The 23962-nt window shown below is 36.7% G+C and carries 30 protein-coding genes; 18 read left to right on the plus strand and 12 right to left on the minus strand.

Annotated elements, in window-relative coordinates; all coding sequences use genetic code 11:
• Nucleotides 1-11: 11 nt before the first annotated feature.
• The 3 genes from SULAR_RS02130 (at nucleotide 12) to SULAR_RS02140 (ending at nucleotide 3346) form a co-directional block, all read left to right on the plus strand.
• The gene (locus SULAR_RS02130) at nucleotides 12-590 is read left to right on the plus strand and encodes a ComF family protein (RefSeq protein ID WP_008242523.1); all 579 of its coding nucleotides are present in this window, start codon (nucleotides 12-14) and stop codon (nucleotides 588-590) included.
• A 269-nt stretch (nucleotides 591-859) separates the two neighbouring features.
• The gene (katG, locus tag SULAR_RS02135) at nucleotides 860-3037 is read left to right on the plus strand and encodes a catalase/peroxidase HPI (protein ID WP_008242526.1); all 2178 of its coding nucleotides are present in this window, start codon (nucleotides 860-862) and stop codon (nucleotides 3035-3037) included.
• Between the two features lie 126 nt (nucleotides 3038-3163).
• Nucleotides 3164-3346, plus strand: a complete 183-nt coding sequence (locus SULAR_RS02140; RefSeq protein ID WP_008242528.1) for a hypothetical protein — start codon at nucleotides 3164-3166, stop codon at nucleotides 3344-3346.
• 66 nt (nucleotides 3347-3412) lie between these two features.
• Here SULAR_RS02140 and SULAR_RS02145 read toward each other — a convergent pair whose 3' ends face one another.
• Nucleotides 3413-3841 (minus strand): rhodanese-like domain-containing protein, encoded by a 429-nt coding sequence (locus SULAR_RS02145; RefSeq protein ID WP_008242530.1) that lies wholly within the window; start codon nucleotides 3839-3841, stop codon nucleotides 3413-3415.
• A gap of 161 nt (nucleotides 3842-4002) precedes the next feature.
• Between SULAR_RS02145 and SULAR_RS02150 the strand changes: the two genes are divergently transcribed.
• Together SULAR_RS02150 and SULAR_RS02155 are read left to right on the plus strand one after the other, a co-directional pair.
• Nucleotides 4003-5283, plus strand: coding sequence for a nitrate/nitrite transporter (locus SULAR_RS02150; protein WP_008242532.1), 1281 nt, complete (start codon nucleotides 4003-4005; stop codon nucleotides 5281-5283).
• A 110-nt stretch (nucleotides 5284-5393) separates the two neighbouring features.
• Nucleotides 5394-6227, plus strand: a complete 834-nt coding sequence (locus tag SULAR_RS02155) for a mechanosensitive ion channel family protein (protein ID WP_008242543.1) — start codon at nucleotides 5394-5396, stop codon at nucleotides 6225-6227.
• A 21-nt stretch (nucleotides 6228-6248) separates the two neighbouring features.
• On the opposite strand, the gene SULAR_RS02160 is transcribed toward SULAR_RS02155, so the two are convergent.
• On the minus strand, nucleotides 6249-6554 hold the full coding sequence (locus tag SULAR_RS02160) for a hypothetical protein (protein WP_188084874.1): 306 nt from the start codon (nucleotides 6552-6554) through the stop codon (nucleotides 6249-6251).
• A 171-nt stretch (nucleotides 6555-6725) separates the two neighbouring features.
• Nucleotides 6726-7589 (minus strand): GyrI-like domain-containing protein, encoded by an 864-nt coding sequence (locus SULAR_RS02165; RefSeq protein WP_008242545.1) that lies wholly within the window; start codon nucleotides 7587-7589, stop codon nucleotides 6726-6728.
• Nucleotides 7590-7727: 138 nt separating this feature from the next.
• Here SULAR_RS02165 and SULAR_RS02170 point away from each other — a divergent pair, with 138 nt between their 5' ends.
• From SULAR_RS02170 to SULAR_RS11090, 5 genes are all read left to right on the plus strand, one after another.
• Nucleotides 7728-8837 carry a PLP-dependent aminotransferase family protein gene (locus SULAR_RS02170; RefSeq protein WP_008242546.1) on the plus strand — a complete coding sequence of 370 codons (1110 nt, stop codon included), beginning with the start codon at nucleotides 7728-7730 and terminating at the stop codon, nucleotides 8835-8837.
• 89 nt (nucleotides 8838-8926) lie between these two features.
• Nucleotides 8927-9370, plus strand: coding sequence for a GNAT family N-acetyltransferase (locus SULAR_RS02175; protein WP_008242547.1), 444 nt, complete (start codon nucleotides 8927-8929; stop codon nucleotides 9368-9370).
• A 473-nt stretch (nucleotides 9371-9843) separates the two neighbouring features.
• Nucleotides 9844-10233, plus strand: coding sequence for a tautomerase family protein (locus SULAR_RS02180; protein ID WP_008242548.1), 390 nt, complete (start codon nucleotides 9844-9846; stop codon nucleotides 10231-10233).
• Nucleotide 10234: 1 nt separating this feature from the next.
• Nucleotides 10235-10918 (plus strand): SAM-dependent methyltransferase, encoded by a 684-nt coding sequence (locus tag SULAR_RS02185; protein ID WP_008242549.1) that lies wholly within the window; start codon nucleotides 10235-10237, stop codon nucleotides 10916-10918.
• Nucleotides 10919-11177: 259 nt separating this feature from the next.
• Entirely contained in the window at nucleotides 11178-11321 is a 144-nt protein-coding gene (locus SULAR_RS11090; protein ID WP_155993683.1) for a hypothetical protein, read from the plus strand.
• 187 nt (nucleotides 11322-11508) lie between these two features.
• Here SULAR_RS11090 and metE read toward each other — a convergent pair whose 3' ends face one another.
• Nucleotides 11509-13788, minus strand: a complete 2280-nt coding sequence (metE, locus tag SULAR_RS02190; RefSeq protein WP_008242550.1) for a 5-methyltetrahydropteroyltriglutamate--homocysteine S-methyltransferase — start codon at nucleotides 13786-13788, stop codon at nucleotides 11509-11511.
• A gap of 54 nt (nucleotides 13789-13842) precedes the next feature.
• Nucleotides 13843-14184 (minus strand): hypothetical protein, encoded by a 342-nt coding sequence (locus SULAR_RS11095; protein WP_155993686.1) that lies wholly within the window; start codon nucleotides 14182-14184, stop codon nucleotides 13843-13845.
• Nucleotides 14185-14431: 247 nt separating this feature from the next.
• On the opposite strand from SULAR_RS11095, the gene SULAR_RS11275 reads away from it, so the two are divergent.
• The 3 genes from SULAR_RS11275 to SULAR_RS10820 are packed head-to-tail and all read left to right on the plus strand — an operon-like array spanning nucleotide 14432 to nucleotide 15380.
• Nucleotides 14432-14650 carry a hypothetical protein gene (locus SULAR_RS11275; protein WP_202947437.1) on the plus strand — a complete coding sequence of 73 codons (219 nt, stop codon included), beginning with the start codon at nucleotides 14432-14434 and terminating at the stop codon, nucleotides 14648-14650.
• Nucleotides 14644-14853: a T6SS immunity protein Tdi1 domain-containing protein gene (locus tag SULAR_RS11280; protein WP_202947438.1), complete on the plus strand. Its 210-nt coding sequence runs from the start codon at nucleotides 14644-14646 to the stop codon at nucleotides 14851-14853. The genes SULAR_RS11275 and SULAR_RS11280 overlap by 7 nt, the downstream gene beginning before the upstream one ends.
• A gap of 50 nt (nucleotides 14854-14903) precedes the next feature.
• Entirely contained in the window at nucleotides 14904-15380 is a 477-nt protein-coding gene (locus SULAR_RS10820; protein WP_008242551.1) for an ankyrin repeat domain-containing protein, read from the plus strand.
• Here SULAR_RS10820 and SULAR_RS02205 read toward each other — a convergent pair.
• Nucleotides 15373-15963, minus strand: coding sequence for a site-specific integrase (locus SULAR_RS02205; protein ID WP_008242552.1), 591 nt, complete (start codon nucleotides 15961-15963; stop codon nucleotides 15373-15375). The genes SULAR_RS10820 and SULAR_RS02205 overlap by 8 nt on opposite strands.
• Before the next feature lie 131 nt (nucleotides 15964-16094).
• Nucleotides 16095-16529: an Imm44 family immunity protein gene (locus tag SULAR_RS02210; RefSeq protein WP_008242553.1), complete on the minus strand. Its 435-nt coding sequence runs from the start codon at nucleotides 16527-16529 to the stop codon at nucleotides 16095-16097.
• Between the two features lie 167 nt (nucleotides 16530-16696).
• On the opposite strand from SULAR_RS02210, the gene SULAR_RS02215 reads away from it, so the two are divergent.
• Complete coding sequence (locus SULAR_RS02215; RefSeq protein WP_008242554.1) at nucleotides 16697-17269, plus strand: hypothetical protein; 573 nt, start codon at nucleotides 16697-16699, stop codon at nucleotides 17267-17269.
• Between the two features lie 102 nt (nucleotides 17270-17371).
• Here SULAR_RS02215 and SULAR_RS02220 read toward each other — a convergent pair whose 3' ends face one another.
• Nucleotides 17372-17665, minus strand: coding sequence for a hypothetical protein (locus tag SULAR_RS02220; protein ID WP_008242555.1), 294 nt, complete (start codon nucleotides 17663-17665; stop codon nucleotides 17372-17374).
• 323 nt (nucleotides 17666-17988) lie between these two features.
• Here SULAR_RS02220 and SULAR_RS02225 point away from each other — a divergent pair, with 323 nt between their 5' ends.
• The 3 genes from SULAR_RS02225 (at nucleotide 17989) to SULAR_RS02235 (ending at nucleotide 19839) form a co-directional block, all read left to right on the plus strand.
• Entirely contained in the window at nucleotides 17989-18822 is an 834-nt protein-coding gene (locus tag SULAR_RS02225; protein ID WP_188084875.1) for a hypothetical protein, read from the plus strand.
• A gap of 268 nt (nucleotides 18823-19090) precedes the next feature.
• The gene (locus SULAR_RS02230) at nucleotides 19091-19522 is read left to right on the plus strand and encodes a hypothetical protein (RefSeq protein WP_008242566.1); all 432 of its coding nucleotides are present in this window, start codon (nucleotides 19091-19093) and stop codon (nucleotides 19520-19522) included.
• Between the two features lie 23 nt (nucleotides 19523-19545).
• Complete coding sequence (locus SULAR_RS02235) at nucleotides 19546-19839, plus strand: hypothetical protein (protein ID WP_008242568.1); 294 nt, start codon at nucleotides 19546-19548, stop codon at nucleotides 19837-19839.
• Nucleotides 19840-20207: 368 nt separating this feature from the next.
• Here SULAR_RS02235 and SULAR_RS02240 read toward each other — a convergent pair whose 3' ends face one another.
• The 4 genes from SULAR_RS02240 to ntrB all read right to left on the minus strand — a co-directional run bounded on the left by SULAR_RS02240 (nucleotide 20208) and on the right by ntrB (nucleotide 22765).
• Nucleotides 20208-20468, minus strand: a complete 261-nt coding sequence (locus tag SULAR_RS02240) for a hypothetical protein (protein WP_008242570.1) — start codon at nucleotides 20466-20468, stop codon at nucleotides 20208-20210.
• Nucleotides 20469-20636: 168 nt separating this feature from the next.
• Nucleotides 20637-21029 (minus strand): SMI1/KNR4 family protein, encoded by a 393-nt coding sequence (locus SULAR_RS02245; protein WP_369791777.1) that lies wholly within the window; start codon nucleotides 21027-21029, stop codon nucleotides 20637-20639.
• A gap of 129 nt (nucleotides 21030-21158) precedes the next feature.
• On the minus strand, nucleotides 21159-21950 hold the full coding sequence (locus SULAR_RS02250; RefSeq protein ID WP_008242574.1) for an ABC transporter ATP-binding protein: 792 nt from the start codon (nucleotides 21948-21950) through the stop codon (nucleotides 21159-21161).
• Nucleotides 21947-22765, minus strand: coding sequence for a nitrate ABC transporter permease (ntrB, locus tag SULAR_RS02255; RefSeq protein WP_008242575.1), 819 nt, complete (start codon nucleotides 22763-22765; stop codon nucleotides 21947-21949). The genes SULAR_RS02250 and ntrB overlap by 4 nt, the downstream gene beginning before the upstream one ends.
• 484 nt (nucleotides 22766-23249) lie before the next feature.
• Here ntrB and SULAR_RS02260 point away from each other — a divergent pair, with 484 nt between their 5' ends.
• Entirely contained in the window at nucleotides 23250-23957 is a 708-nt protein-coding gene (locus tag SULAR_RS02260; protein ID WP_008242577.1) for an ABC transporter permease, read from the plus strand.
• The last annotated feature ends 5 nt before the right edge of the window (nucleotides 23958-23962 follow it).

Consider the following 23962-nt stretch of genomic DNA (forward strand, 5'->3'; position numbering starts at 1 on the left):
AAGGGTTTGTTATGCGTTGTTTTTCTTGTTCAAAATTAAGTTTTAAGATCATTTGCAAGCAATGTGTAGAACACTTGTTTATACCTACGGTAAGTACTCGAAAAGTAGGAACACTGGATGTCATCAGCTTTTTTAAGTACTCCACACTGGAGACACTGCTACATAGTAAACATAAACCCGAAGGATACCGTATCTACAAAGCTTTGGCCCATATGACCATGAAACCATTTATTGAAGAGTTTGTAGAGTCTGATGAGAGAGCTGTTTATATAGTGGGCATAGATGAATATGTCAAAAGCGGATATTCTCATGTGGCACTGCTTACACAGGCGATGAAGACAAAAACCTCTATCATACAACACAGTGCACTCATGGCACAGAACAGGGTGAACTATTCGGGTAAAAACCTACAGTTCCGTTTGGAAAACCCGAGGGATTTTCTTTATAAAGGTAAGTCAGGTATAGATGTGATATTGGTAGATGATATCATCACAACGGGTATTACACTGCAAGAAGCACAAAAAGTACTGATATCTCACGGAGTCAATGTACTCTTCGCTTTGACTTTAGCTGATGCAGAGGAATCCTGATCTGTTGAATGCAGTAATATCTGTATACTCCTTAAGTGTAGCTAGAATGGTAAACATTATAAAATATGTTAAATTATAAGGTTTTAGAACTATAGGATACAATTTTTATTATAAACCAGTTAAGAATACTTTTCCTACACACTCTTTGCACATTATCGTCTTATACTTTAAGTTAAATCAATAAATAGAATTATCTAAATGTTTATAAAATGGTTTAGATGCATGTGTGGCATCTTTAAATCAGATTCTAACACAATGAGGAGAATGTCATGTTTGATAACAAAAAATTTATACAACATACTTCGGGTGGGGGTATGTCGAACCAGGACTGGTGGCCTAACCAGTTGAAACTCGATATTTTGCACCAACACTCTTCACTATCCAATCCTATGGGTGATGATTTCAACTATGCTGAAGCCTTTAATAGTCTTGATCTTGAAGCTGTAAAAAAAGATCTCATTGCAGTGATGACCGACTCTCAGGATTGGTGGCCAGCAGATTTTGGTCACTATGGCCCACTGTTCATACGTATGGCATGGCACAGTGCGGGTACTTACCGTAGTGGTGACGGCCGTGGTGGTGGGGGGAGTGGAAATCAGCGTTTTGCACCCCTTAACAGCTGGCCTGATAATGTCAATCTCGATAAAGCACGTAGATTGATATGGCCAGTGAAGCAAAAGTATGGTCAAAAGATCTCCTGGGCTGACCTGATGATACTTGCAGGTAATGTTGCGATGGAATCCATGGGCTTTAAGACCTTTGGTTACGGAGGTGGACGTGAAGACATTTGGGAACCGGAAAAGGACATTTACTGGGGTATGGAAAGTACCTGGTTGGATGACAAGCGTTATTCCGGTGATCATGAGGAACTTGAAAATCCTCTTGCAGCCGTTCAAATGGGATTGATCTATGTAAACCCTGAAGGTCCCAACGGAAACCCGGATCCTCTTGAAGCAGCCAAGGATATCCGTGAAACCTTTGCCAGAATGGCCATGAACGATGAAGAGACAGTTGCCCTGATAGCGGGGGGACACACTTTTGGAAAATGCCATGGAGCCGGTGATGCAGCCCATGTCGGTCCAGAGCCTGAAGCAGCGGGGATCGAGGAACAGGGACTCGGTTGGAGCAGCAGTTACGGCACAGGAAAAGGTGGTGATACGATCGGTAGCGGACTGGAAGTGACCTGGACCAAGACACCGACACAATGGAGCAGTAACTTCTTAGAAAACCTTTTCGGCTATGAATGGGAACTGACAAAAAGCCCTGCAGGTGCCCATCAGTGGAGAGCGATAAACGCGGAGGATACGATACCGGATGCCCAGGATCCATCAAAACATCATACACCCACCATGTTGACCACAGACCTCTCGCTTCGTTTTGATCCTGTGTACGAAAGGATCTCACGACATTTCTTAGAAAATCCCACTGACTTTCAAGATGCCTATGCCCGTGCATGGTTCAAGTTGACCCACCGTGATATGGGACCGAAGTCACGATATCTGGGTCCTGAAGTACCGGATGAGGATCTCATCTGGCAAGATCCCATTCCTGCTGTGGATCATACTCTGATCGATGATGCAGATATTGCTTTGCTTAAGGCTAAAGTTCTTGATTCCGGACTCTCTGTCTCGGAACTGGTATCAACAGCCTGGGCAACTGCTTCAACCTTCCGTGGTTCTGATAAACGCGGCGGTGGTAACGGTGCACGTATCCGTCTGGCACCCCAGAAAGACTGGGAAGTAAACCAGCCAGATCAACTTTCAAAAGTACTTGCTATACTCCAAGGCATCCAGCACGAGTACACTGAGAGCCAGCCTGGAGACAAGAAGGTTTCACTCGCTGATCTTATCATACTGGCAGGCTGTGCAGGTGTTGAAGAGGCAGCGAAGCGTGCCGGTCATGATGTCACGGTGCCATTTACACCGGGCCGTATGGATGCTTTAGAGGAACAGACTGATGTGACTGCCTTTGATGTACTCGAACCGGTCGCGGATGGTTTCCGTAACTATTTGAAGACAAAATTCTCCGTCTCTGCTGAAGAGATGCTTGTAGATCGGGCTCAACTGCTCACGCTAACAGCACCAGAGATGACTGTACTTCTTGGAGGCATGCGTGTTTTGGATACCAATGTTGATCAAGTGCAGCATGGTGTCTTTACCCAGCGTCCGGAGATGCTTACAAACGATTTTTTCATCAATCTGCTTGATATGAGTATTGTATGGAAGGCAGTTTCAGAGGATAAGGATATCTTTGAAGGCAGTGACCGTGTGACAGGTGAGCCTAAGTGGACTGGGACACGTGTCGATCTGATCTTCGGTTCAAATTCCCAGCTACGTGCCCTGGCTGAAGTCTACGGAAGTTTGGATGCGCGAGAACGTTTTATCCATGACTTTATAGCCGCATGGACCAAGGTGATGAATCTGGATCGGTTCGATCTTGACGCGTAGTTGTGATATAAAGGATGGAGTTATCAGGAAATTTCAACTCTAAGTATTGCATGGTACAATCCTTAAAAATACTGAGATCTGTGAAAATGCCATGGGTATTTGTGACAGGTTTTATAAGGATATAGAATGACTTTAGAAGAGATGGAATTTGAGTTGGAGCTGGCAGGGTTGAGTAGAGAACAACAGGTGAAATTATTATCATTTGTAAAAATGAACGGTTTTGATGCAAAAACTCTCGATAAAAAACTGCAACTTATGGGCTATGAAGCGATCTTCAGTATATATGATGTAGAGGATGATCAAAAGTAGGATTGAACAGAAGTACTGTTTTACTTGTGTATGGGGGGACTTGGAGTATGCTTCATCCCATACAGGTCACCTTACGATCTCTGCATCATTACGTATCAACTCTATGATACCCCCCTCAACATTCAGTGGCGTAAATCCGTTTTTTTCTAAAATACGTGATGCTTTAATACTTCTACTCCCTGACCGGCAATAGACCATAATAGGTTTGGATCTCACTTTTTCCAGCCTGATAAGATTACTATCAAGTTGTTGAACCGGTATGTTTATAGCATTCTTTAAGTGTTTTTCTTCATACTCTTTGACCGTTCTTACATCAAGCAGTGTAATGTTGCTATCATTGGCTAAACGTACAATAGCCTGTTTGGCATTGATAAACTCAAAGTCTGCGAATATCCAGCCTTTAGAGTATGCAAAAGAGATAAATAAGCCTGCCATTGCGATCCAGTAAAGTATCATTGTAGAAATGAAAAAAATGATAAGTCGTGTGATTCGCATATAACTCCTTTTCTCTAAACATCTTCATAGTCAAGTATATCCAATATGTGTATGTTGTATAAACATAAGTATGTATAATATTTAATCACTATAGAACTGATCTTCGTATCATTTTCATGTATACTTTACTATACTATTTATCTTGTCCTGAAGGAGTAAAAATGATAGGTATTAATCGTCTGAAAGGGCAGGGGAGCCCCTCTACTTTGTTTGCAGCATTTTTGTATTTTGATTTTAGTTTTATGGTCTGGACGATACTTGCACCACTTGCTACAGAGATCACGGACAGCTTGGCCAATTATGGATTTTTAATGACATCTTCCGAGACAGCAACACTTCTTTCGGTGCCCATACTGGTAGGGTCACTATTGCGTGTCGTACTTGGTTTTTTAGTCGGTAAAATCGGTGCTAAAAAGAGTGCTTTGGGAGCACAGGTTATTGTCATATTAACCCTGTTTTATGTGACATCATTTGGTGAGCATATCTCTTATGAAGAGTTGTTGTTCGTAGGTGTTGGACTTGGTTTTGCAGGGGCATCCTTTGCGGTGGCTTTACCCCAGGCAGGGCAATGGTATCCACCAAGATTACAAGGGGTTGTACTTGGTATCGCGGGTATAGGAAATATAGGTGTGGTACTTGGTTTTCTTTTTGCACCTAAGATCGCTGAGATCTGGGGATGGAAATCGGTATTTTTTGTAGTTGCAATTTTGTCTCTGCTCATTTTTGTCATGTATGTTTTAATGGCAAAAGATGCGCCCAAAGAAGTGTATGTCCCAAGACCCAAAAATCTCTCTGATTATATAAGGCTCTTAAAAGATAGAGATACATGGTGGTTCAACCTCTTTTATGCTGTGAGTTTTGGCGCTTTTGTAGGATTTGCCATGTATATGAAGGTCTATCTGATGGCGATGTATTCTAATGAGATGGCACTGTTTGGATCAGAAATATTGGGAGAAGAGAACATCCATGTGGTTGCGGGTTATTTTGCAGCATTTTGCATCATGGCTGGTGCGCTGCTTAGACCTGTAGGCGGAGCTGTCGCCGATAGAGTGGGAGGGATCAAGTCACTTTATATTTATTTTTCAAGTGTTACATTGCTTATCTTTATCAATGCCTTTATAGGATTGTCATTTTGGTTTGCGATTTTTGTTATGTTCCTTATTATGGCAAACCTTGGTATGGCAAATGGTGCTCTGTTTCAACTTGTACCACAGAGGTTTTCCAAAGATATAGGTATTATGACCGGTCTCATTGGAGCAGCCGGTGCACTTGGAGGGGTAGGAATTTTAGTAGTACTCGGAGCATCTACAATGATGTTTGGGGATTATACTATAGGGTTCCTGTTTATAGCTGCAAATGCCTTGATCGCTATGGCAGGACTAAGTTTGGTAAAGACTAGATGGCGAACCACATGGGGTGCCAAATCTGGAGGAATCATATGATTCCGAACTGTTTCATAATATTAATATTATGAAAATATAATACTATACTGATGTTGGTTCAATGTATGACCAATGTTTATACATAAAAACTTAGGAAATAAAGGGAGACAATGGAAGTAACAAACACAGAAGTCAATAAATATGTAGATATGGCAATACAGTACGGTACTGAATATGGCATAAAGGTGATCGGTGCTATCGCCATTTTTGTCATTGGTAAATGGGTGGCACATAAAATCTCTGCTTTCATTAAAAAACTTATGGAGCGCGGAGAGATCGATACCACGCTCAGTGCATTTATAGCAAGTGTCATCGATATACTTCTGCTGATTGTAGTGGTCTTAGCCGCGATCAATAATCTAGGTGTCGATACCACCTCGTTCATAGCGATATTGGGTGCGGCCGGTTTGGCTATAGGTTTGGCACTTCAGGGTACATTTGGAAATATCGGTGCGGGTGTGATCTTGATACTGTTCCGTCCTTTTGAAGTAGGGAACTTCGTTACCGTAGCAGGGGAGAGCGGCACAGTGGAGGCTATCACACTATTCAATACAACACTTTTAACACCGGACAATAAGGTCATTTTAATTCCAAACAGTGCGGTTGCTTCAGGGAATATCACGAATTTTTCCAAAAAAGAAGAACGCCGTGTCGATTTTGTATTTGGTATAGGTTATGATGATGATCTAAAACTGGCAAAGGCAACCCTCCAAGAGATCATTGATGCTGACACCCGTATATTGAAGGATCGTGCAAGTTTTATAGGTGTAGGTGAGCTTGGAGACAGTTCTGTGAACTTTACGGTACGTGTATGGGTCAAAGCTGCAGATTACTGGGGTGTACATTTTGATACCATTGAAAAAGTAAAACTTACATTTGATGAAAAAGGTATCTCTATCCCTTACCCGCAAATGGATATTCACACACATGTGGCAAACGCTTAGATACTATTTTAAATGATATTATTAATCTTTAATAGCATAAGTAGTCAATATGCGTCCATTTCTAAAAATAGTCCCTGCATGATCAATGACATCAAATACATCTTTTTGAGTCCATCCCAAATTATAGAGTAGTTCAAAATCTTTTTTTGTAAATAATTTACTTTCGTAAATAGCTTTAATCGATTTAGCAGCCAAGATTTGATGTTTTTCATCAAAAGGCACTAAATCAATATCTGCTATTACATCATCTAATTGTTTTTGTGTGTATCCTTTTGCTAATAACATTTTTGTATTAAACATTTTACAATAAGGATAATCTTCATTCACATCTGTCATTTACACGAATAAATGTAAATTCTATAATAGGTTAGAATAAAGTGATAGTTTTGTTTTAAATCTTTTGTTAAATTATTAATTGAGTATATCAAACCAAGAACCTCTTCATTGAGCATATTCAAACATTATAATAAATTTAACCAATTATTTCATATGATGTAATCATATCAATTGGATTGGCAAAAAATACTTCACTCTGAACCTGCCGTCTTTTGCAAGAAAATGGTTCGTATAAAATTCTGTATAGGATGGCTGTGTCGTTGTTTCAAATCCGCTTTGAGGCAGCCATTCATGGTAGGCCCATTGAATCAGCTTTAGTATATCACCGTATTGTCCTTCAGCTTCAAACGTCGCATAGAGTCCTGAGGGGATGATAAATGAGGGGAGTACACTTTCTTTGAGCTTTGTCTTTGTGTCGGGAACAACAGCAGCAATATAGTAACACTCTTTCAATGGTGTGACAATAGGGTTGTTATGATAGATCCCTATCTGTTTATATTCTGTGATGTTATTACTATAGACCCAGGCCATGAGTTTCTGCCAGCTTTTTTTGATCTCATAATTATATCCTTTGTGACGGATATAGTAAGCCTCTTGAGGTTTGGTTTTTATGATTTCAGGTTCCAAGTGGGAGAAGTCTGCCTGTGATATAGAAGCGGTTGAGGAAGTAGAGAGTATCTGATCTGAATAACTTTTGTATCCTCCTTTCCGCCATATTTTAGGAGAGCTTGAAAATCGTTCCTTGAAAGCTCGGATAAAAGAGGTTTGGGAGGAGTATCCGCACTGGTTGGCAATATCCGTAATAGTTGAATGTGGATTGGTGAGGAGAAGGTTAGCTGCCTTTTGAAGCCGTATAGATTTAACGGTTTCATAGATATTCATACCCATCTGCTCTTTAAAGATACGATGAAGGTGGAATTTACTGACACTATGCATTGCTGCCAGTTCATCGATATTGATATCGGTTTCGATATGCTGGTAGATATAGGACATCAACTTGTTAGCTATATGTGAATGTAACTGCATTGTATTCTTCTTCATGATACTATTATAGCATTTTTAGATAACTTTATGAGCACAAATAGATATTTATATTGACACTTTTTGTGAAGACTTTATTTTCATGAAGAGATACAATGTTCAAAATATTCTTAAGGTACAACAATGAAACGCTCATTTATACGAGAAATACTGGAACATACGACGAATCAAACGATCTCTTTTGCAGGCGGTTTACCGAATGAATCACTCTTTCCTTATCAAGCACTGCGTGAATCAGGATATAGGGCATTAAGTGAACCTGCGTCTCTTCAGTACACAACATCACAGGGCTATCAGCCTCTTAGAGAAAAGATTGCCGAACAATATGCAAAGCAAGGATTTCCTACTAAAAGCGAGGAGATCATGATAACATCCGGTTCTCAACAGGCACTGGACATCATTACTCGCTTTTATCATAGCCATGAGATTACCATCGAGGCTCCCTCTTATTTGGGTGCAATGAATGTATTTAGTATGAATAAACTCAAGCAATCCTCAGTCAAGTTGGAATATGACGGTATAGATATTGAGGGTTTTGCACAAAATATTCAACAGAGCAAACTAGCGTATCTGATACCGGATTTTCAAAATCCAACGGGTCTCACTTACTCAGAAGAGAAGCGGAGACTAGTTGCCGATCATATAGAAGATGTGAATGGTGTCCTAATCGAGGACAGTCCCTATAGCCAACTGTTTTTTGAGCGTAGTTATCCATCTATAAGTTCTATGGTTCCGAAGCATAGTTTTCATCTTGGATCATTTTCCAAGGTATTGGCACCGGCATTACGTATAGGATGGATACGTGCTAGTGAAGCATTGCTGAAACCATTGATCCCTTACAAAGAAGCGATGGATCTGCATACCAACAGTATTGCCCAGCGTATTATAGATGATTATCTTAGTGATATAGAAAACTATCAAACACATCTAGAGACGATTCGTTCCTCTTATGGAGAAAAAATGGAATTTTTTGCTAAAGCATTAGATGAGTTTTTACCGATGTTTGAGTATAGAAAACCTAAAGGAGGAATGTTCATATACGGTTCTTTAGATGGCATAAGTACATCAAATTTAGTTCAAAAGTGTTTGCAAAAAAACGTTGTATTCGTTCCGGGGAGAGAATTTTATCTTAATGGGAGTATTGATAATGAGATACGATTCAATTTCACTAATAGCACCAAGAATGAAATTGTGAAAGGACTTCGGCTCGTAAATTCAACCATCCATAAGTGAAGCAATATTTTTATCCATTTTCTTACTGCTTTGGACATATCGGTAGTTTGGTGATTTGTATTATGATTTTTAAAAAAAGGAAGGCGAAAATGCAGTGGTTCTTTGATGAGGAATATGTGAATTTTGAAATACTGAGCAATCTCTATAAGATTGCTCCGCTTGGGGATAAGAGTCCGGAAGATTTGAAAACAGCTTTTACTAACAGCAACTATAAATGTTTTGTTTATGAAGAAGAACTTCTTATCGGTGCCGGTAGGGCCTTGGCCGATGGTGTCGATACATCCTATATTGGAGACGTAGCAGTACACCCCGATTTTAAAGGACAGGGACTTGGCAGTGCAATCGTCCGTAAGCTAGTAGAGTTTAGTGAGGGGCATAACAAGATTATTCTTTACTCTTCACTGGGAAAGGAAGCATTTTATGCTAAGCTTGGATTTGAAAAAATGAATACTGGAATGGCGATTTTCAGGAATCAAGATCAGGCAAGAAAATGGGGATTAGTAAGTACCAATGAAATAAGCTGCAGCCTTTAGTATCCATCAAAAGTAGATAGAAAACCTCATAAAGTTATATATTTTATAAGGTATAGAACAAGTGTATTATCCGAAATTTTTATATCTGTTTGATCTTCTCAAATAACTGGCATAAAGATACCGATAATGCATAATCATGACAGGAGAGATTTAACTGGTTTCCAAACAGCTTTCCTAAAGGCAATTGCTATTACACTTTTATCACTAAAACTTGTAAGGAGCAAAAAATGAAAACATTTAACCACTTTCAATCTACACTAATGCTTCTTAGAAGATGGCGCTAGCCTGTTTTCTCCTTATTTAGCTGATACACTTATTTATCATTGATTTTAATTTATTGTTGTTTCTTATATATCATACAATGTATTACTCTCTATTTTTAAAGTGCTTTGCCTGGTAAGGTAATCACCATAAGAGGGTTATGTTTGTGAGGGATAGGAGACTTTTTGATTGTTTATATAAAAGGATGTCTTATGGCACAAGTAAAAATATATGGGATAGATACCCATTTAGACCTAATAAAAGAGCAATTATCTGATGTGATTCATGACTGCGTAGTGGAAGCGCTACAGTTTCCAGAAGATAAAAAGTTTCATCGTTTTTTTCCGATGAAAAAAGAGAATATGTTCTACCCTGAGAATAGAAGTCAGGCCTATACTATTATAGAGATCATGATGATGGAAGGCAGAACAGTACAGACAAAAAAAAGGCTCATCCAGCTTCTATTTGAACGGATACGAAAAGAACTTCGTATTCAAGCCATAGACATAGAAATCGTTATGCAAGAAGCGCCGGCATATCAATTCGGATTCAGGGGTATGGCTGGAGATGAAATGTTACTTGATTACAAGGTGGTGATATAAAATGAAACTTGAAAATATTGTCCCATGGGGACGAAACCTAGCAGAATATCAAGCCATATTCCTGCTCACAAACGAGGAGCTGAAAAGTAAGGTATTGGGATGTGGTGACGGCCCTGCAAGTTTTAACGCGGAGGTAACGAAGTTAGGTGGAAACATTATCTCCATTGACCCTACATACCAATTCAGTCAAAAGCAGATTGTTTCACGAATTGATGAAGTGGCCACAGAAGTGATGACTCAGGTGAGAAATAAAGAGAAGGACTTTGTATGGAAAAATATCAAAGACCCCAACGAGCTTTATGCCATACGTATGGATGCAATGCAGTATTTTCTCAAGGATTATGATAAGGGAAAAGAGGAAGGACGCTACCAGTTTCAAGCACTTCCAAAACTCTCTTTCGAGGATGAGTATTTTGACCTAGCCTTGAGTTCACACTTTCTGTTCTTATACAGTGACCATTTAGATGAAACGTTTCATAGAGAAGCTCTCTTTGAAATGTTGCGTGTAGCAAAAGAAGTAAGAGTATTCCCTATCATTACCTTGGAAGGTAAACGTTCTGTTCATATCGACAGCATTATCCATACACTTAATAAGAGAGGATATGGTGTTCAGATCATTGCAACAGAATATGAATTTCAAAAAGGTGGGAATGAGATGTTAAAGATAACAAAGAAGAGTAAGTGAATATTTAATTAAAAATGGTGATTTTCTATTCTATGTTTGTCCAAATATATTGGGACCATGTAAGGTATGCACCAAAAATGATGGTCCTTATTTTGATGAAATTTAACACTTAATTAGAGCCTTATAAAGTTATATATTTTATAAGGTTTTCTCTTCACACTAGTTTCACACTTCTATTTTATACTTCATCTGAATTTGGATAAAGCGTTTCTGATTTGAATATCAGATAAGCATTACAAAAAAATTAAAAGGATTTATAATGAAAAAATTAACAGCAATCTTACTTCTAACAATCGGTTTAGCTTCAAGCGCTATGGCACATCATCCTGCACCAGTAGATCAAGCTGGCTCAGGAATACCAGATAATTCTGGACACTGGGATGCATTTCTTGGTGGTCTCTAGTTCATTATATTAATATATTTTGGATAAAAAAAGCAAGGCGTATCCTAAGTTTGGGATATGCCTTTTTTTATTTCTTCGATCAAAACACCAATTTTTAAACTAATTTTTTTTGTTGCACCAGAACCTCATATAGTTATATATTTTATAAGGTTTTGAGAACAAGACATATTGTCTTGTCCTATATTTATCACACTAATTCGCTTCTAACGATTTGAACCGCTTTAACCATATTACTTAGGCTAGGTTTTACTTCTTCCCACTTTCGTGTTTTTAGTCCACAGTCTGGATTGATCCAAAGCTGCTCTTTTGGAAGAACTTCAAGTAGTAGTTTGATCTGTTGTACGATTTCTTCAACACTAGGTACTCTTGGAGAGTGGATATCATATACACCTGGTCCAACTTCTTGCTTGTAGCCGACTTGTTTAAAGATTTTAAGCAGTTCATTGCCGCTTCTGGCTGTCTCTATCGAAATGACATCAGCATCCATCGCTTCAATGGTTTTGATGATATCATTGAATTCACTATAACACATATGTGTATGTATCTGTGTTTCTTCTTTTGCAGTGCTTACGGCAATTTTGAAGTCTCTGACTGCCCACGCTTCATACGTCTTTATATCCGCTTCTCTTAACGGGTATCCCTCTTTAAATGCCGCTTCATCAACTTGTATGATTTGAATGCCTGCATTTTGCAGGTCATCTATCTCATCACTTAAGGCCACAGCGATTTGCTTGGAAACTTCATCTCTTGGTTTATCATCCCTTACAAAAGACCAGTTGAGTATGGTAACGGGACCGGTTAACATTCCTTTCATGATTTTTTCTGTTTTACTTTGGGCATATTTCATCCATTCCACAGTCATGGGTTTTGGTCTGCTGATATCTCCGTAGATAAATGGTGGCTTTACACATCTGCTCCCATAGCTTTGTACCCAGCCATTTTGGCTAAATCCATATCCTTGGAGCTGCTCGCCAAAATATTCAACCATATCATTTCTTTCAGGCTCTCCATGGACTAATATATCAAGACCACACGCTTCCTGAAATGCCACACAGTCATCAATATAGGCTTTCATCTGCTGTTCATAGTCTTCTTTTGAAATGAGCCCGTTCTTAAACGCTTGTCTGGCCTTTCTCACTTCAGGTGTTTGAGGGAATGAACCTATCGTTGTTGTTGCCAGTTCTCTATAGCCTAAAATTTCTTTTTGAATTTTGATCCTTTCTTCATACTGACCGTCTCTGGTAAATTTATTAAAGTTGGCTACTTTGTTTTGTACATTTTTGTCATGTATAACAGTAGAGGTTTTTCTGTGTTTATTGGCTTGAGTATTGTTTTCCAGAACTACCTTTTCATGGTTGTTCAGACTCTCTTCCCCCTCAAAAAATAGTTTGGATATCAAAGAAACTTCATCCAGTTTTTCAACGGCATAGCTCAACCAGTTCTTAATCTCTCTATCCATTTTTTCTTCATACTTCAGTGTAAATGGCGTATGCAAAAGAGAACAAGAAGATGAAACAAACAGTTGTTCTTTTGGTACAACTTTTGCAATGTCCTCCAAAAGCTCTAGCGTACGCTTTATATCATTTTTCCAGATGTTTCTACCATCTACTACGCCTGCAATCAATTTTTTATCACTGTTGGCAATACGCGCTAAAGACTCCTTGTTTTTCTCTCCATACAAAAAGTCCAGTCCAAGCCCCCAGATCGGTGTATTGACCAAAATTCTAGTTGCTTCATTTGAGTGTTCAAAGTAAGTAGTCACAATGATTTTAATCGACTCAGAGATAGTCGAAAGCGCGTCATAGGTAGGTTTGATCAGGCTTAAAACTTTTGGGTCATTATCCTTTACAAAGATAGGTTCATCTATCTGTACGGTAATCTCATCATCAAGTGTAGCGATCTCTTTGAGCAATGATTCATAGATCGGTAACACTTTTGAGTGCAGCATATACGTATCTCCCCTGTCTACCCTTTTTGAGAGCCCCAGGAATGTGATCGGTCCGATAAGGTTAATCTTGGTCTTAATACCTTGTGCCTTTGCCTCTTTATATTCATTGATTATCTTCTCGCTGTTAAGTCGGTACTCATCTTCAAGGCTGAGTTCTGGCACGATGTAGTGATAATTGGTATTAAACCATTTGGTCATTTCCATGGCCACACTCTCTTTATTCCCTCTAGCCATAGAGAAATACTGCGTTTCGTTCGCTAGATCGCTGAACCTTTTTGGCATGGCACTCAGCATAATCGCCGTATCCAACATTGTGTCATAGTAACTGAAATCATTCGAACTGATATACTTTATACCCGCCTCTTTTTGATAATTCCAGTGTCTTTTTTTTAGTTCCTTTGCGACATTTTCAACTTCATTGAATGAACATTTCTGTGCCCAAAAACTCTCAAGTATTCTTTTTAATTCTCTTTGTTCTCCAATTCTTGGAAAACCTGTAATATAGCTTTTTTTTGACATTACTCTATCCTTTGGTTATGTGTTATTGTGTATTGATATTAGATGTATTGGAAATTAAAAAGTAATGTAAGGAGGATGTACTCCGGTCCTTCTAAATGCGAACCAGGTCGTATAGTAGGGACATCGCGGAATATAATGATTGATCTTTAAAATGATTCTGGTTCTTAACTTATAAAAGCAGTTACAATGGCAAGACTTTGCATTTGTAATAAGGAATAAGTTTAAGAGCTCGGTTGGAGGATCATTTTCATCCGCTTCCGTTGCTTCTTTTGGAGTCATATTGGCTAAAAGATGGTCGATCTTGATGGTTTGACTTTCAATTTTACGCTGAACAGTATGTGCCAAGATGGATGCTAGTGTAAAATAGCGTTTCCCAAACCCTTTAGGTGACTTCACTTTTGCCCTCAATTTTTTAAATATTTATGAAATCATATCGTAAATACTATATACAAATGATAAAGTAATGCCTCTACACAAATCAAGTAAAAAATATCAATAAAGATCATTATCACACTTACTCTCAAAGAAAATAGTCAATAACCTTATAATCTAACATATTTTATAAGGTTTTGAATCAAAGAATATATTTTTGGTATACTCTAAATATTGGACGAATAAATAAATAGTTGGACGCAATCAAAACATGAACATTGTAGAAGAAATTAAAGAGTCTTGGGGCTGGATAGGCATCAACCCCGTAGAGGTCATTGGAGAGAATGACTTTGGCAACCTGATGATTAAAGATACTGATGGTAAATATTGGCGCTTATGCCCAGAAGATGTTTATTGTGAGATTGTGGCACAGAACCAAGAAGAACTTGATACTTTATCCAAAGATCAAGAGTTTTTAGAAGATTGGTAGATGTAGCACAAGATAAGTTAGGACCACTAGAAGAAGGTAAAAAATATTATTTGGTTATTCCTGGAGCACTCGGTGGTGAATATGGAATTGATAATATAAAAACTGCTCCTCTAATGGAGATTATTAGATATTCTGGAGATGTTGGAAAACAAATTAAAGATCTTCCCGATGGTGCTGAAGTTAAATTAAAAATAATAGACTAATTGTCAATACAGATATGTTTTATTAATAGCTATCTTGTAGAAAGGGATTCATGTCAAAACTTAGTGATAAGCTTATTCAAATTGTTTATACGAAGAACCTAACTGATTTAGATAAGTTCCTCGAAACTGATGAATTGATATCAGGTACAGACAATGATGAACGAACGGCCTTAATGCATGCCATTTTGGACACTGATTATTCTTTTGAAGTGATTAAAGCCCTCATTGCATCTGGAGTAAATATTAATATTAAAGATAAAGAACAATCTTGGACTGCATTGGCTTTTGCAGCACGTGATTGTGGTCAGAATATATGTAAGGTTTTACTTGATGCTGGTGCGGATATAGATGCAGTGGATACCTTTGGAAATACTCCTCTGTTCCGAGCTGTTATGGCAGGGAAAGAGGATAATATTGAACTTCTAGTTTCTTATGGTGCAAATCCAGATGTTGAGAACAATAGTGGTGTGTCTCCTCGTAAACTTAGCGAAACACTTGGTAGACACTATTTCTCATCTACTACCTAACAAGTGAAGACATAACCATCTCATCTGTTGGCTTGACATAATTTAGTGTTGTCTTAAATGAGCTGTGTCCAACAAACCTGGCCATGATTTGTACATTTATACCCTTTGCTGCCATTTCAGTCAGTAATCCCTGCCTAAAGCTATGAGAGGTATAGTTTGGTCCCAAAGTGTCTTTTATGAACTTGTTAACTATGGTTATATAGCTAAGAGTATGCATTGAACTTTTTGGATGACCTGCACGTTGTATTAATTTACATTCTCCATCATCTTCAAATTCAAGATTTAACAGATCATGTTTGAAGCGAGGAGACAAGAATAGTTTTCTTTGGGAATTTGTCTTTTGTGTAAACAGAAACAATTCACCTTTTTCGAGCAATCTTTTTACATCTTTTATTTTAAGTGTTTGAAGCTCATTTAATCTGGCACCTGTGTAATACAAAAAGACAAATGTTCTTAGTAAATTCTTTTTTGTATTTCGTCTTAAATCCTCTCTACCTCTAGTGTAAATCATTAGTTTTTTAAACTCTTTTGAGCTTATGCTTTCTTTTATAGTTTTAATTATAAAACCTCCTATATAGAACATTTTATAAGGTTTTCTATTGAAGGGGATAGATTTATGGCTCGCAAACGTCGCTATAGCGAAAAACGTTATAAAATATGTTAGATTATAAGGTTTTGGTTTTTAAGGAACAGATTGAGCTAGTTAGCCCCCCATTATATCCAGCCATTTGAGTTTGCTACGCTTAATACATCTGCTTTAAGATTTTCTAGTTCATCATAAATTGTATGGGGTAATTTTGGTTTTACTTTTGTAAATTTCTCTTTTAGTAAATCCAAGCTTCTCATTAGCATTTCAAAAATTAACTTCTGTTGCCCTAGAGCATCAGTTGAGTTAAACTCAGCATGATCTATTTTTAATCTGAAGTCCATATCACGTTTTTTCATAGAGTATATAGTTCGTTCTTCAAATGAATCATCCCCCATCATTACAATAATACAGTCCCAACTATCTAAAGGTATTTCATATGAAATATCTTCTATCTTCAAATTAATTTTATCTTTTACAAAGTTACGAGCAAGTCTCAACTGAGTTGATTGATCCTCATTTAAAACTTCACGACTAGTTTCACTACTCATCCATAGTTTCATTTTTTTCCTATCTATTTATTGACAGATTACTTTGTCTTACTATATGCATTCCACTATTAAGAGTATATCAAAATGTTTTGTCTAACTTTTTTGTATCTAGCTATTTTAGAATTTAATATGAAAAAATGTATAGTATTTCTTCGTAAAATAACAGTATAGGAAAATGTATGGCATGGATACCTATGTATATTGTAGAAAAGGATTTGCAAGAGATTTCCAATTGGCTTAACAATGAGCCCGATATAGCTTTAATTGAGTCTATTGGAAAAGGAAAATGGCAAGCAAAAGAGAATTTCAATATCTCAAATGAAGGAAGATATTGCCTATATCATAAGCTAGCTGGCCCTCTACCTCTACTTGCTAAAAATAATGATGAAGAAGACACTCTAATTGAAAACCCTTTTGAGGGATGGACTGAACTTAGGTCAGGATTTGATGATAGTTGTCCCTATTTTGGCCCAGGTCATACAGCCATTTTTGAGTTTAACGTGAAACTAAAAAGTAATAATGGAATCGGGATGTCAACATTTGGATGGATTGGTAATCATTATTCAATTTTAGGAAATTCTGCTCCTGATGTCGCAAAAAAATGGTGGGGAAGGCTTGGAAGATGGGTTCGAAAAGAAGCAACAAAAATACCAAGAAATGATACTTGGGCTAAAGAAAAACCTGAGATATATGCATTCCAAAATGCCTTATACGAAATACAGAATGGAACTGAGAGATCTGAGAATCCATAATAGAAACAAGAAGAACAAATATATTGTTTAAAAACCTTATAAAATATATAACTTTATAAGTTTTCTATACATTAGTGATTAGCCCTAGTTTTCAAAGCTTTGCTAAACATCACTTAGCTCCCCGTATCTTAAATACATAAGATTTTCACCATTATTAATTTTCCAAGGCAGATCACTATTCTTTTCAATTTTTTCTTTTATTTTTGTATTCAAAGGACAGGCAGATGATACCTCTGTTAATACACAATTAGCTGATTCTATATGATCCTCGGTGGCATCATCTGTAAAAACAGCATGGAAATTTAACTGATCTCCATTAAATGAAACATACAAAAATCTAAGGGTGGGTGGAACCTCACCCAATAATGCTATTTGAACTCTTCTTGCAATATCCATTTTAGTCTCAATTATGTTATTTTAGTATTAAGAGTATATCAGAAATATTTAGTTGTTAAAACCTTATAAAATATATAACTTTATGAGGATTTCTCACCTGTTGTATTTCTTGTAATAGCTGGACATTTTTTGTATACTACAAATGCTTCAAAAAGGGGAGAAAGTACATTTAGTTCCTCTAATAACATAGTTAGGAAAACATAATGAGCTCCATGATACATCCAATAAGAGTAATACTTTTAATTGCCATCTTATTCGCCACTCTTTACTCAGACACCTGTAGTCATGATGTGAGATTGAAAGCAAAAAGCATTGGTGGTTCAATGTACGTAAAGTTTAGAATGAGAGATGCCAATAACTATTATAAAATAAAGCAAAAAAAAGCAACGGAACTACGTTATATCACACACATTTTACTTAAAAAAGGTGAGAATGTCCTCTATGATGCATCGACATCTGATAGTGTATTCCCACTGCAAACAATCTCTTTATATGCCGATAATACGAATGAATCAAATACACTGCAAGCCATTATCACCTACAATACAGGTGAGCAGCTCAAATGTTCTAAGCCAATCAATCAAAGTACTCTAGAAAAGCCTAAACTTGTACAAAATCCCTCTAATGTCAAAGAGGATCATAGATCTGTCGATTATCACACTACTCACCCAAATCTTTGGGAAGCAACCAGTTTCGAAGAGGCCATTAAAATACTCTACGGCACTTCTGATGTGATAAAAACAAAGAATAAGGCCTATTCCCCTTGGGATCACGAATCAGACGACCCTAAACTCGCAGTAAGCGGAGATGGTGAATACTTTCATATATCTGCTGTACCTGAAGTAGAATCATTAATGGTTCTAGCCTCTTATAGGGAAAAGGTTGTCCAATACATCATAAGAATTCCGGAAAATAATGGTATCGGCTTTCCCATAACTGTACCAATTAACGAAAAGAATTTTACATCCGATCTGCGCTCGTTTACAACACCAACTAGCCAATTTAAATTTACAGGATATACTAAACCTTCTACAGTTTCCATTGTATATCGTTTACGAAATGGCAAAGTGTATCGGCAGGATTTTTCGACATCTGGAATATCGTTTTGTGAACCGCAAAGAACGTATCTTTATGTTGAACTGAAGAATGCAAATTAAAATATTTATAAATAGTATTTTAAACGTTAACTCACCTTTTAGTTAGAAAACCTTATAAAATATATAACTTTATGAGGTTTCTTCCCCGTCATATTATAAGGTTTTTGTTTTCTAGGCAATTATACAAGCATTTGCTAAGTTCACATGATCACTAATACTTCCCTTAAAGATAATAGGACATTTTTTTTGTATACTACAATGCTTTAATAAAAATAATAGAGAACATTTTGTTCTTCTAATAAATAATCAGGTTACAAAAGGAGCAAAAGTGAAAAAAGAAAAATCGGCTACAAGTATTGTCGTACATCACATACTACATACAACTATTATATTTCCATTCTTTGGATTACTTACGGGGTACTTTGTACTCAAATTTTTAGGTAAATCTCTTGATGTTACAACACTTATGATTCTCAAAGATTTGGTAAGTATTGGTTTCGTCTTTCTTGGTGTGAAATATTCACTTTCGTACATTAACAAGAAATTTACCGTTTCAAACCCTCAACGTAGTTCAAGAATCTCGATAATAGTCTTTGGAGTTTTAGCTGCATGTATGTGGGCACTTAGTATTTTCAATGGTTTCAATATCATCGGAATTGTTTACAATACTGTCTTTTTCGGAATTATTTTTACAATTTTCTTCGTTTTTACAAAAAAATATTTTTCGAACTTGAAAATTCTACAAACAGCCGTAGCCTAATAAGACTCTACACACCAATAAAAATGGAAAATGTTTATGAACAACAAGCTCAAAAAATAAAAGTTCCTGTAGTAGCTTGGATTATTTTTATAATCTCTTTTCTTGGGATAGTTGGGCTCCTATCTTTTTTAGCTGTCATACTTGGATATCTTTCTGTAGATGATCCACATATGAAAGAATACTACGCTTCACTTGGAGTTATTGATCATTTAAAAGTAATAATCAATCCAATTTTAGCCTTTGTAGCCTCATTCATGTTGATACGCAAAAAACTTATTGCGGTAAAACTCTTTTGGGCGTATGCTTTTTTTATATAATAAGCCAAATTTACAATCTTATGAAATCTGGAACAAATATTATGTCATTATCCGAGAGTGGTGGCATTGCTGCTCATGTCCTTGGACTACTTTGGGTTATCTTCCTTGTTTACTATTCTAATAGAATGGCAAAACAAGGTTTACTGAAACCATAACACCAATCATAAACCCACTTGCAGCTTTTTGATTAGTCAGTTTTTTAGTTTGAAAACCTTATAAAATATATAACTTTATAAGGACTTCATCCCTGTTATATTCTATGTTAGATTATAAGGTTTTGGTTTTTAGGATATAAAAAGTTTATAACGTTTGACTTGAGACATAGTTGTACCCACAGGACAACTATGTCGCTGCAAGGTTTTATTATCTTATTTGATTAATGTTAAGATGAGAACAATTGGAACGGCAAGTATTAAATAATATACAAATAATCTATTATCGAAGAGTGGCATATTTTTGATTTCATCTTCAAGTTTGTCATATTCCTCTATAAAACTAGTATCTTCAGATTCAGAACGTAGATGGGCAAGCCGTATCCGCTCCCTCCATTTAACTAAATAATACATAACTCTAGCACCAATATAGATTAATCCAATTAAAATAATAGTTGTAATAATGATTTCAATCAAAGTGTCTTTACCTTGTAGTTGTTTTTTGAGTATAACTATTTATTAAAGGAACAAAGTGTCCTCTTATTGAGTTATTTCAGTATTAAGAGTATATCAAAAATGTCTTGTTCTGAAAACCTTATAAAATATATAACTTTATTGGGTTATCTACTAACTATATTTTATACCTCAATTTAACTCTACACATACCTGTTGATACCAGTCTGAAATATTTTTCCACTTTTCATCAGTAGTGCCATTGTGAGACCAAAACACAACTTCTCCCGACTTGTTTAGACAATAGTAGTCACCATTGTCTTCCACAATAGGGAGCAAGTCTCTTGATAATCCCATTTTACTCCAAGCAGTATCCGAAATTTCATAAATATCTAAATGACATGAACCAGACAAAATTACTGCTGGTTCAAAACAAGCATTAGCAACATCACTTCCAGATTTTAAAAATTCAATGTAATCTGGATGAAATTTATAATTTAATTTCTCTTGGGCTTCTTGTATTTCCTGATCAGTTGGAACTCTGAATGGATTTTCCATATGTGTCCTTTTTCGAGAATAATTCATTTAATTAAAGAAAGAAAATGTCTTGATTATTATGAAATTAAATATTAAGAGTATACCAAAAATATATTCTTCTCAAAACCTTATAAAATATATAACTTTATAAGGTTTTCTTTCTATGAGTTGATAATGTTATTCGTCTTCTTTGGCAAATTTTTCATAAAAAAATGCCACAATGGCTTCTCTGCATCTGATATACTCAGGATCATGTTGAAGTTCAACTCTGTTTCTTGGACGCTCCAGATTTACTTCGAGTATCTCTCCGATAGTCGCTGCAGGGCCATTGGTCATCATGACAACTCTATCACTGAGCAGTACGGCTTCATCTATGTCATGTGTCATGATGATCATGGTTGTATTCACAGTTTGCTGTATATGCATTAAAAGTTCTTGCAGCGTTGTTCTTGTTAACGAGTCAATCGCTGCAAAAGGTTCATCCATCAGTAAAACATCGGGTTCGATAGAAAGCGCTCTTGCGATATCTGCACGCTGGTTCATACCTTCGGAGATATCACAGGGAAGTTTATCTTTAGCCGCATCCAAGTTTACCATGGAGACAAATTTTTCTACACGTTCACGTAAGGTGAGGGCATCAAGTTTAGGCATTATTTTTCTAATGGCCATCTCTATATTTTCATATACGCTTAACCATGGAAGTAAAGAGCCATGCTGAAATACGACTGCTCTGTCCGGTCCCGGTTCACTCACTGCATTTCCATTTAGAATAATCTCACCTTGAGACTGTTTCTCAAGTCCCAAGATGATATTCAGTAATGTTGATTTACCGCATCCTTTGTGTCCAATGATAGAAATGATTTCATTTTTGTTAATGTCTAAATTGACATCGGTCAATGCAATATACGCTTCTTTCCCAGACGTAGGAAATCTTTTTTCAATATTTTTTAAACTTAGAAATTCACTCATGATGCTCTACCTTTTTTTGTGTAATCAAAGAAATCAGATACTTTTCTCATCATGAGATCTAAAATAAACCCGATGATACTAACAAGGAACATACCAATAATGACATGACTATAAGCAAGGTCATCGTATGCATTCCAGATCCATGTTCCTATACCAATCCCACCGGCCAACATTTCAGCACCAATGATCACTAACCATGAAAGTCCCAGTGAGAGTCTCATACCGGAAAAGATGTATGGTACAGCAACAGGAAGTATGATCTGTACGACTTTTTCAAGTGCATTAAATCTTAAGACCCTGGCCACATTCATATAATTTTCACTTACACTGCGTACACCCAAGACCGTATAGATCATGACCGGCCATAGTGAGGTAAGGAAAATGGTTGAGATCACTGTCATATTACTATCTTTGAAGATAAAAAGTAACAGGGGTAACCATGCCAATGGGGATACAGGCTTTAATAGATGAATAATAGGATCAAAGGCATATTGAAGATTTTTGCTCATACCTATGTGTAAGCCCAATGGGATCCCTATGATCAGTGAAAGTGCAAATCCACCAAAAACCTTTTTAAGCGATGCTAAGAGATGCCAAAAGATCCCTTTATCCTCTTCACTATCTATATAAAAAGGGTTAGCAAATATACCATCGATTTCATCTCCTTCAGCATCTTCCCCACCAAAAGCTGCTAGATAGGTATTGGCAGGAGTTGGGAATCCGTCCACCACACTAGCGATGCCACTCCATATACCCCAGATCGTGCTCAATACCAATAGTGGTAATATGATCTTTTTTATAAGCTCATATTTCATCTTTTCTCCTTTAATGTGCACGTTTAAAAAAACTATAGTTTTTTGACATAGTTATACTTTCATATGGGTCCACCCCTATGACATATGGAGATCTTTAAGAGTTAATACCTTTGTATTTACAGGTACCTGAAGTGAGATAAGGAGATTACATTGTATTCAAAAAGGAGGATTTAATTCACTTCAGGCACTTGTAAATACAGAACATTATGCTTTGTATTTACATTTTTTTAGTGACAAATGTAGGATTTTTAAATTCAGCCGGTCCATGAGTACAAATATACTCTGGCTGTTTGGTTTTAACTATCCCTCTATTTGTTTTAGATAACTCTTTTTAAATTCCTTTTAACTATGTGTGATTCAAGTATAACAGCAATGGAGTAGTTTATATATCTACTGTTGATTAAATTTTAATCAACAGTCTAGAAATGATCCTGAGTATTTCTGTAGATAGTAAGACGTAGTATGAGTTTGCTATAATAAACAGATGAATACATCCATATACACTATCTCATTTCTCAATCTTTTGTGGGTGATGATCCCCGTTGCTATAGTGATCGTGATCTATATACGTTGGACTCAGGATAAGGTTACGCTTTTTTATGCACTTTTCAGGATGTTGATACAGTTGATACTGATAGGATATGTGTTGACCTATATCTTTAATGTGGATTCTCCGTATCTCGTACTATTGATACTTTCGGTTATGCTTATTGCTGCAAGTATCATCTCTATGCGGCCTCTTGAAAAACGGCAAAACAAATTCTATCTTTACGCTTTTCTTTCTATATGTATTGGTAGTATTTTTACACTGTTGATGGTTGTGTTTGGTGTACTGAGTCTTGATTCTTGGTATGAACCCAGATATATTATTCCGCTTGCTGGGATGATCTTTGCAAATGCGATGAATGCTGTAAGTATTGCTGCTGAAAGAGTTGAAAGCGAGATCAATAGGGGAAATGCTTATATCAATGCCCGGGTCATATCTTTTAAGGCAGCACTGATTCCTAGGATCAATATGCTTTTTGCCGTGGGTCTTGTATCTTTGCCTGGCATGATGACAGGTCAGATACTATCAGGGGTCGATCCTTTGATAGCTGTACGGTATCAGATCATGGTCATGCTGATGATCTTAGGTTCTGCGGGTATATCTGTAGTGATCTATTTGATGCTTTTGAAAAAAAGATACTCTTAAATAAA

The organism is Sulfurovum sp. AR, from assembly GCF_000296775.1.
GTDB classification, from domain to species: domain Bacteria; phylum Campylobacterota; class Campylobacteria; order Campylobacterales; family Sulfurovaceae; genus Sulfurovum; species Sulfurovum xiamenensis.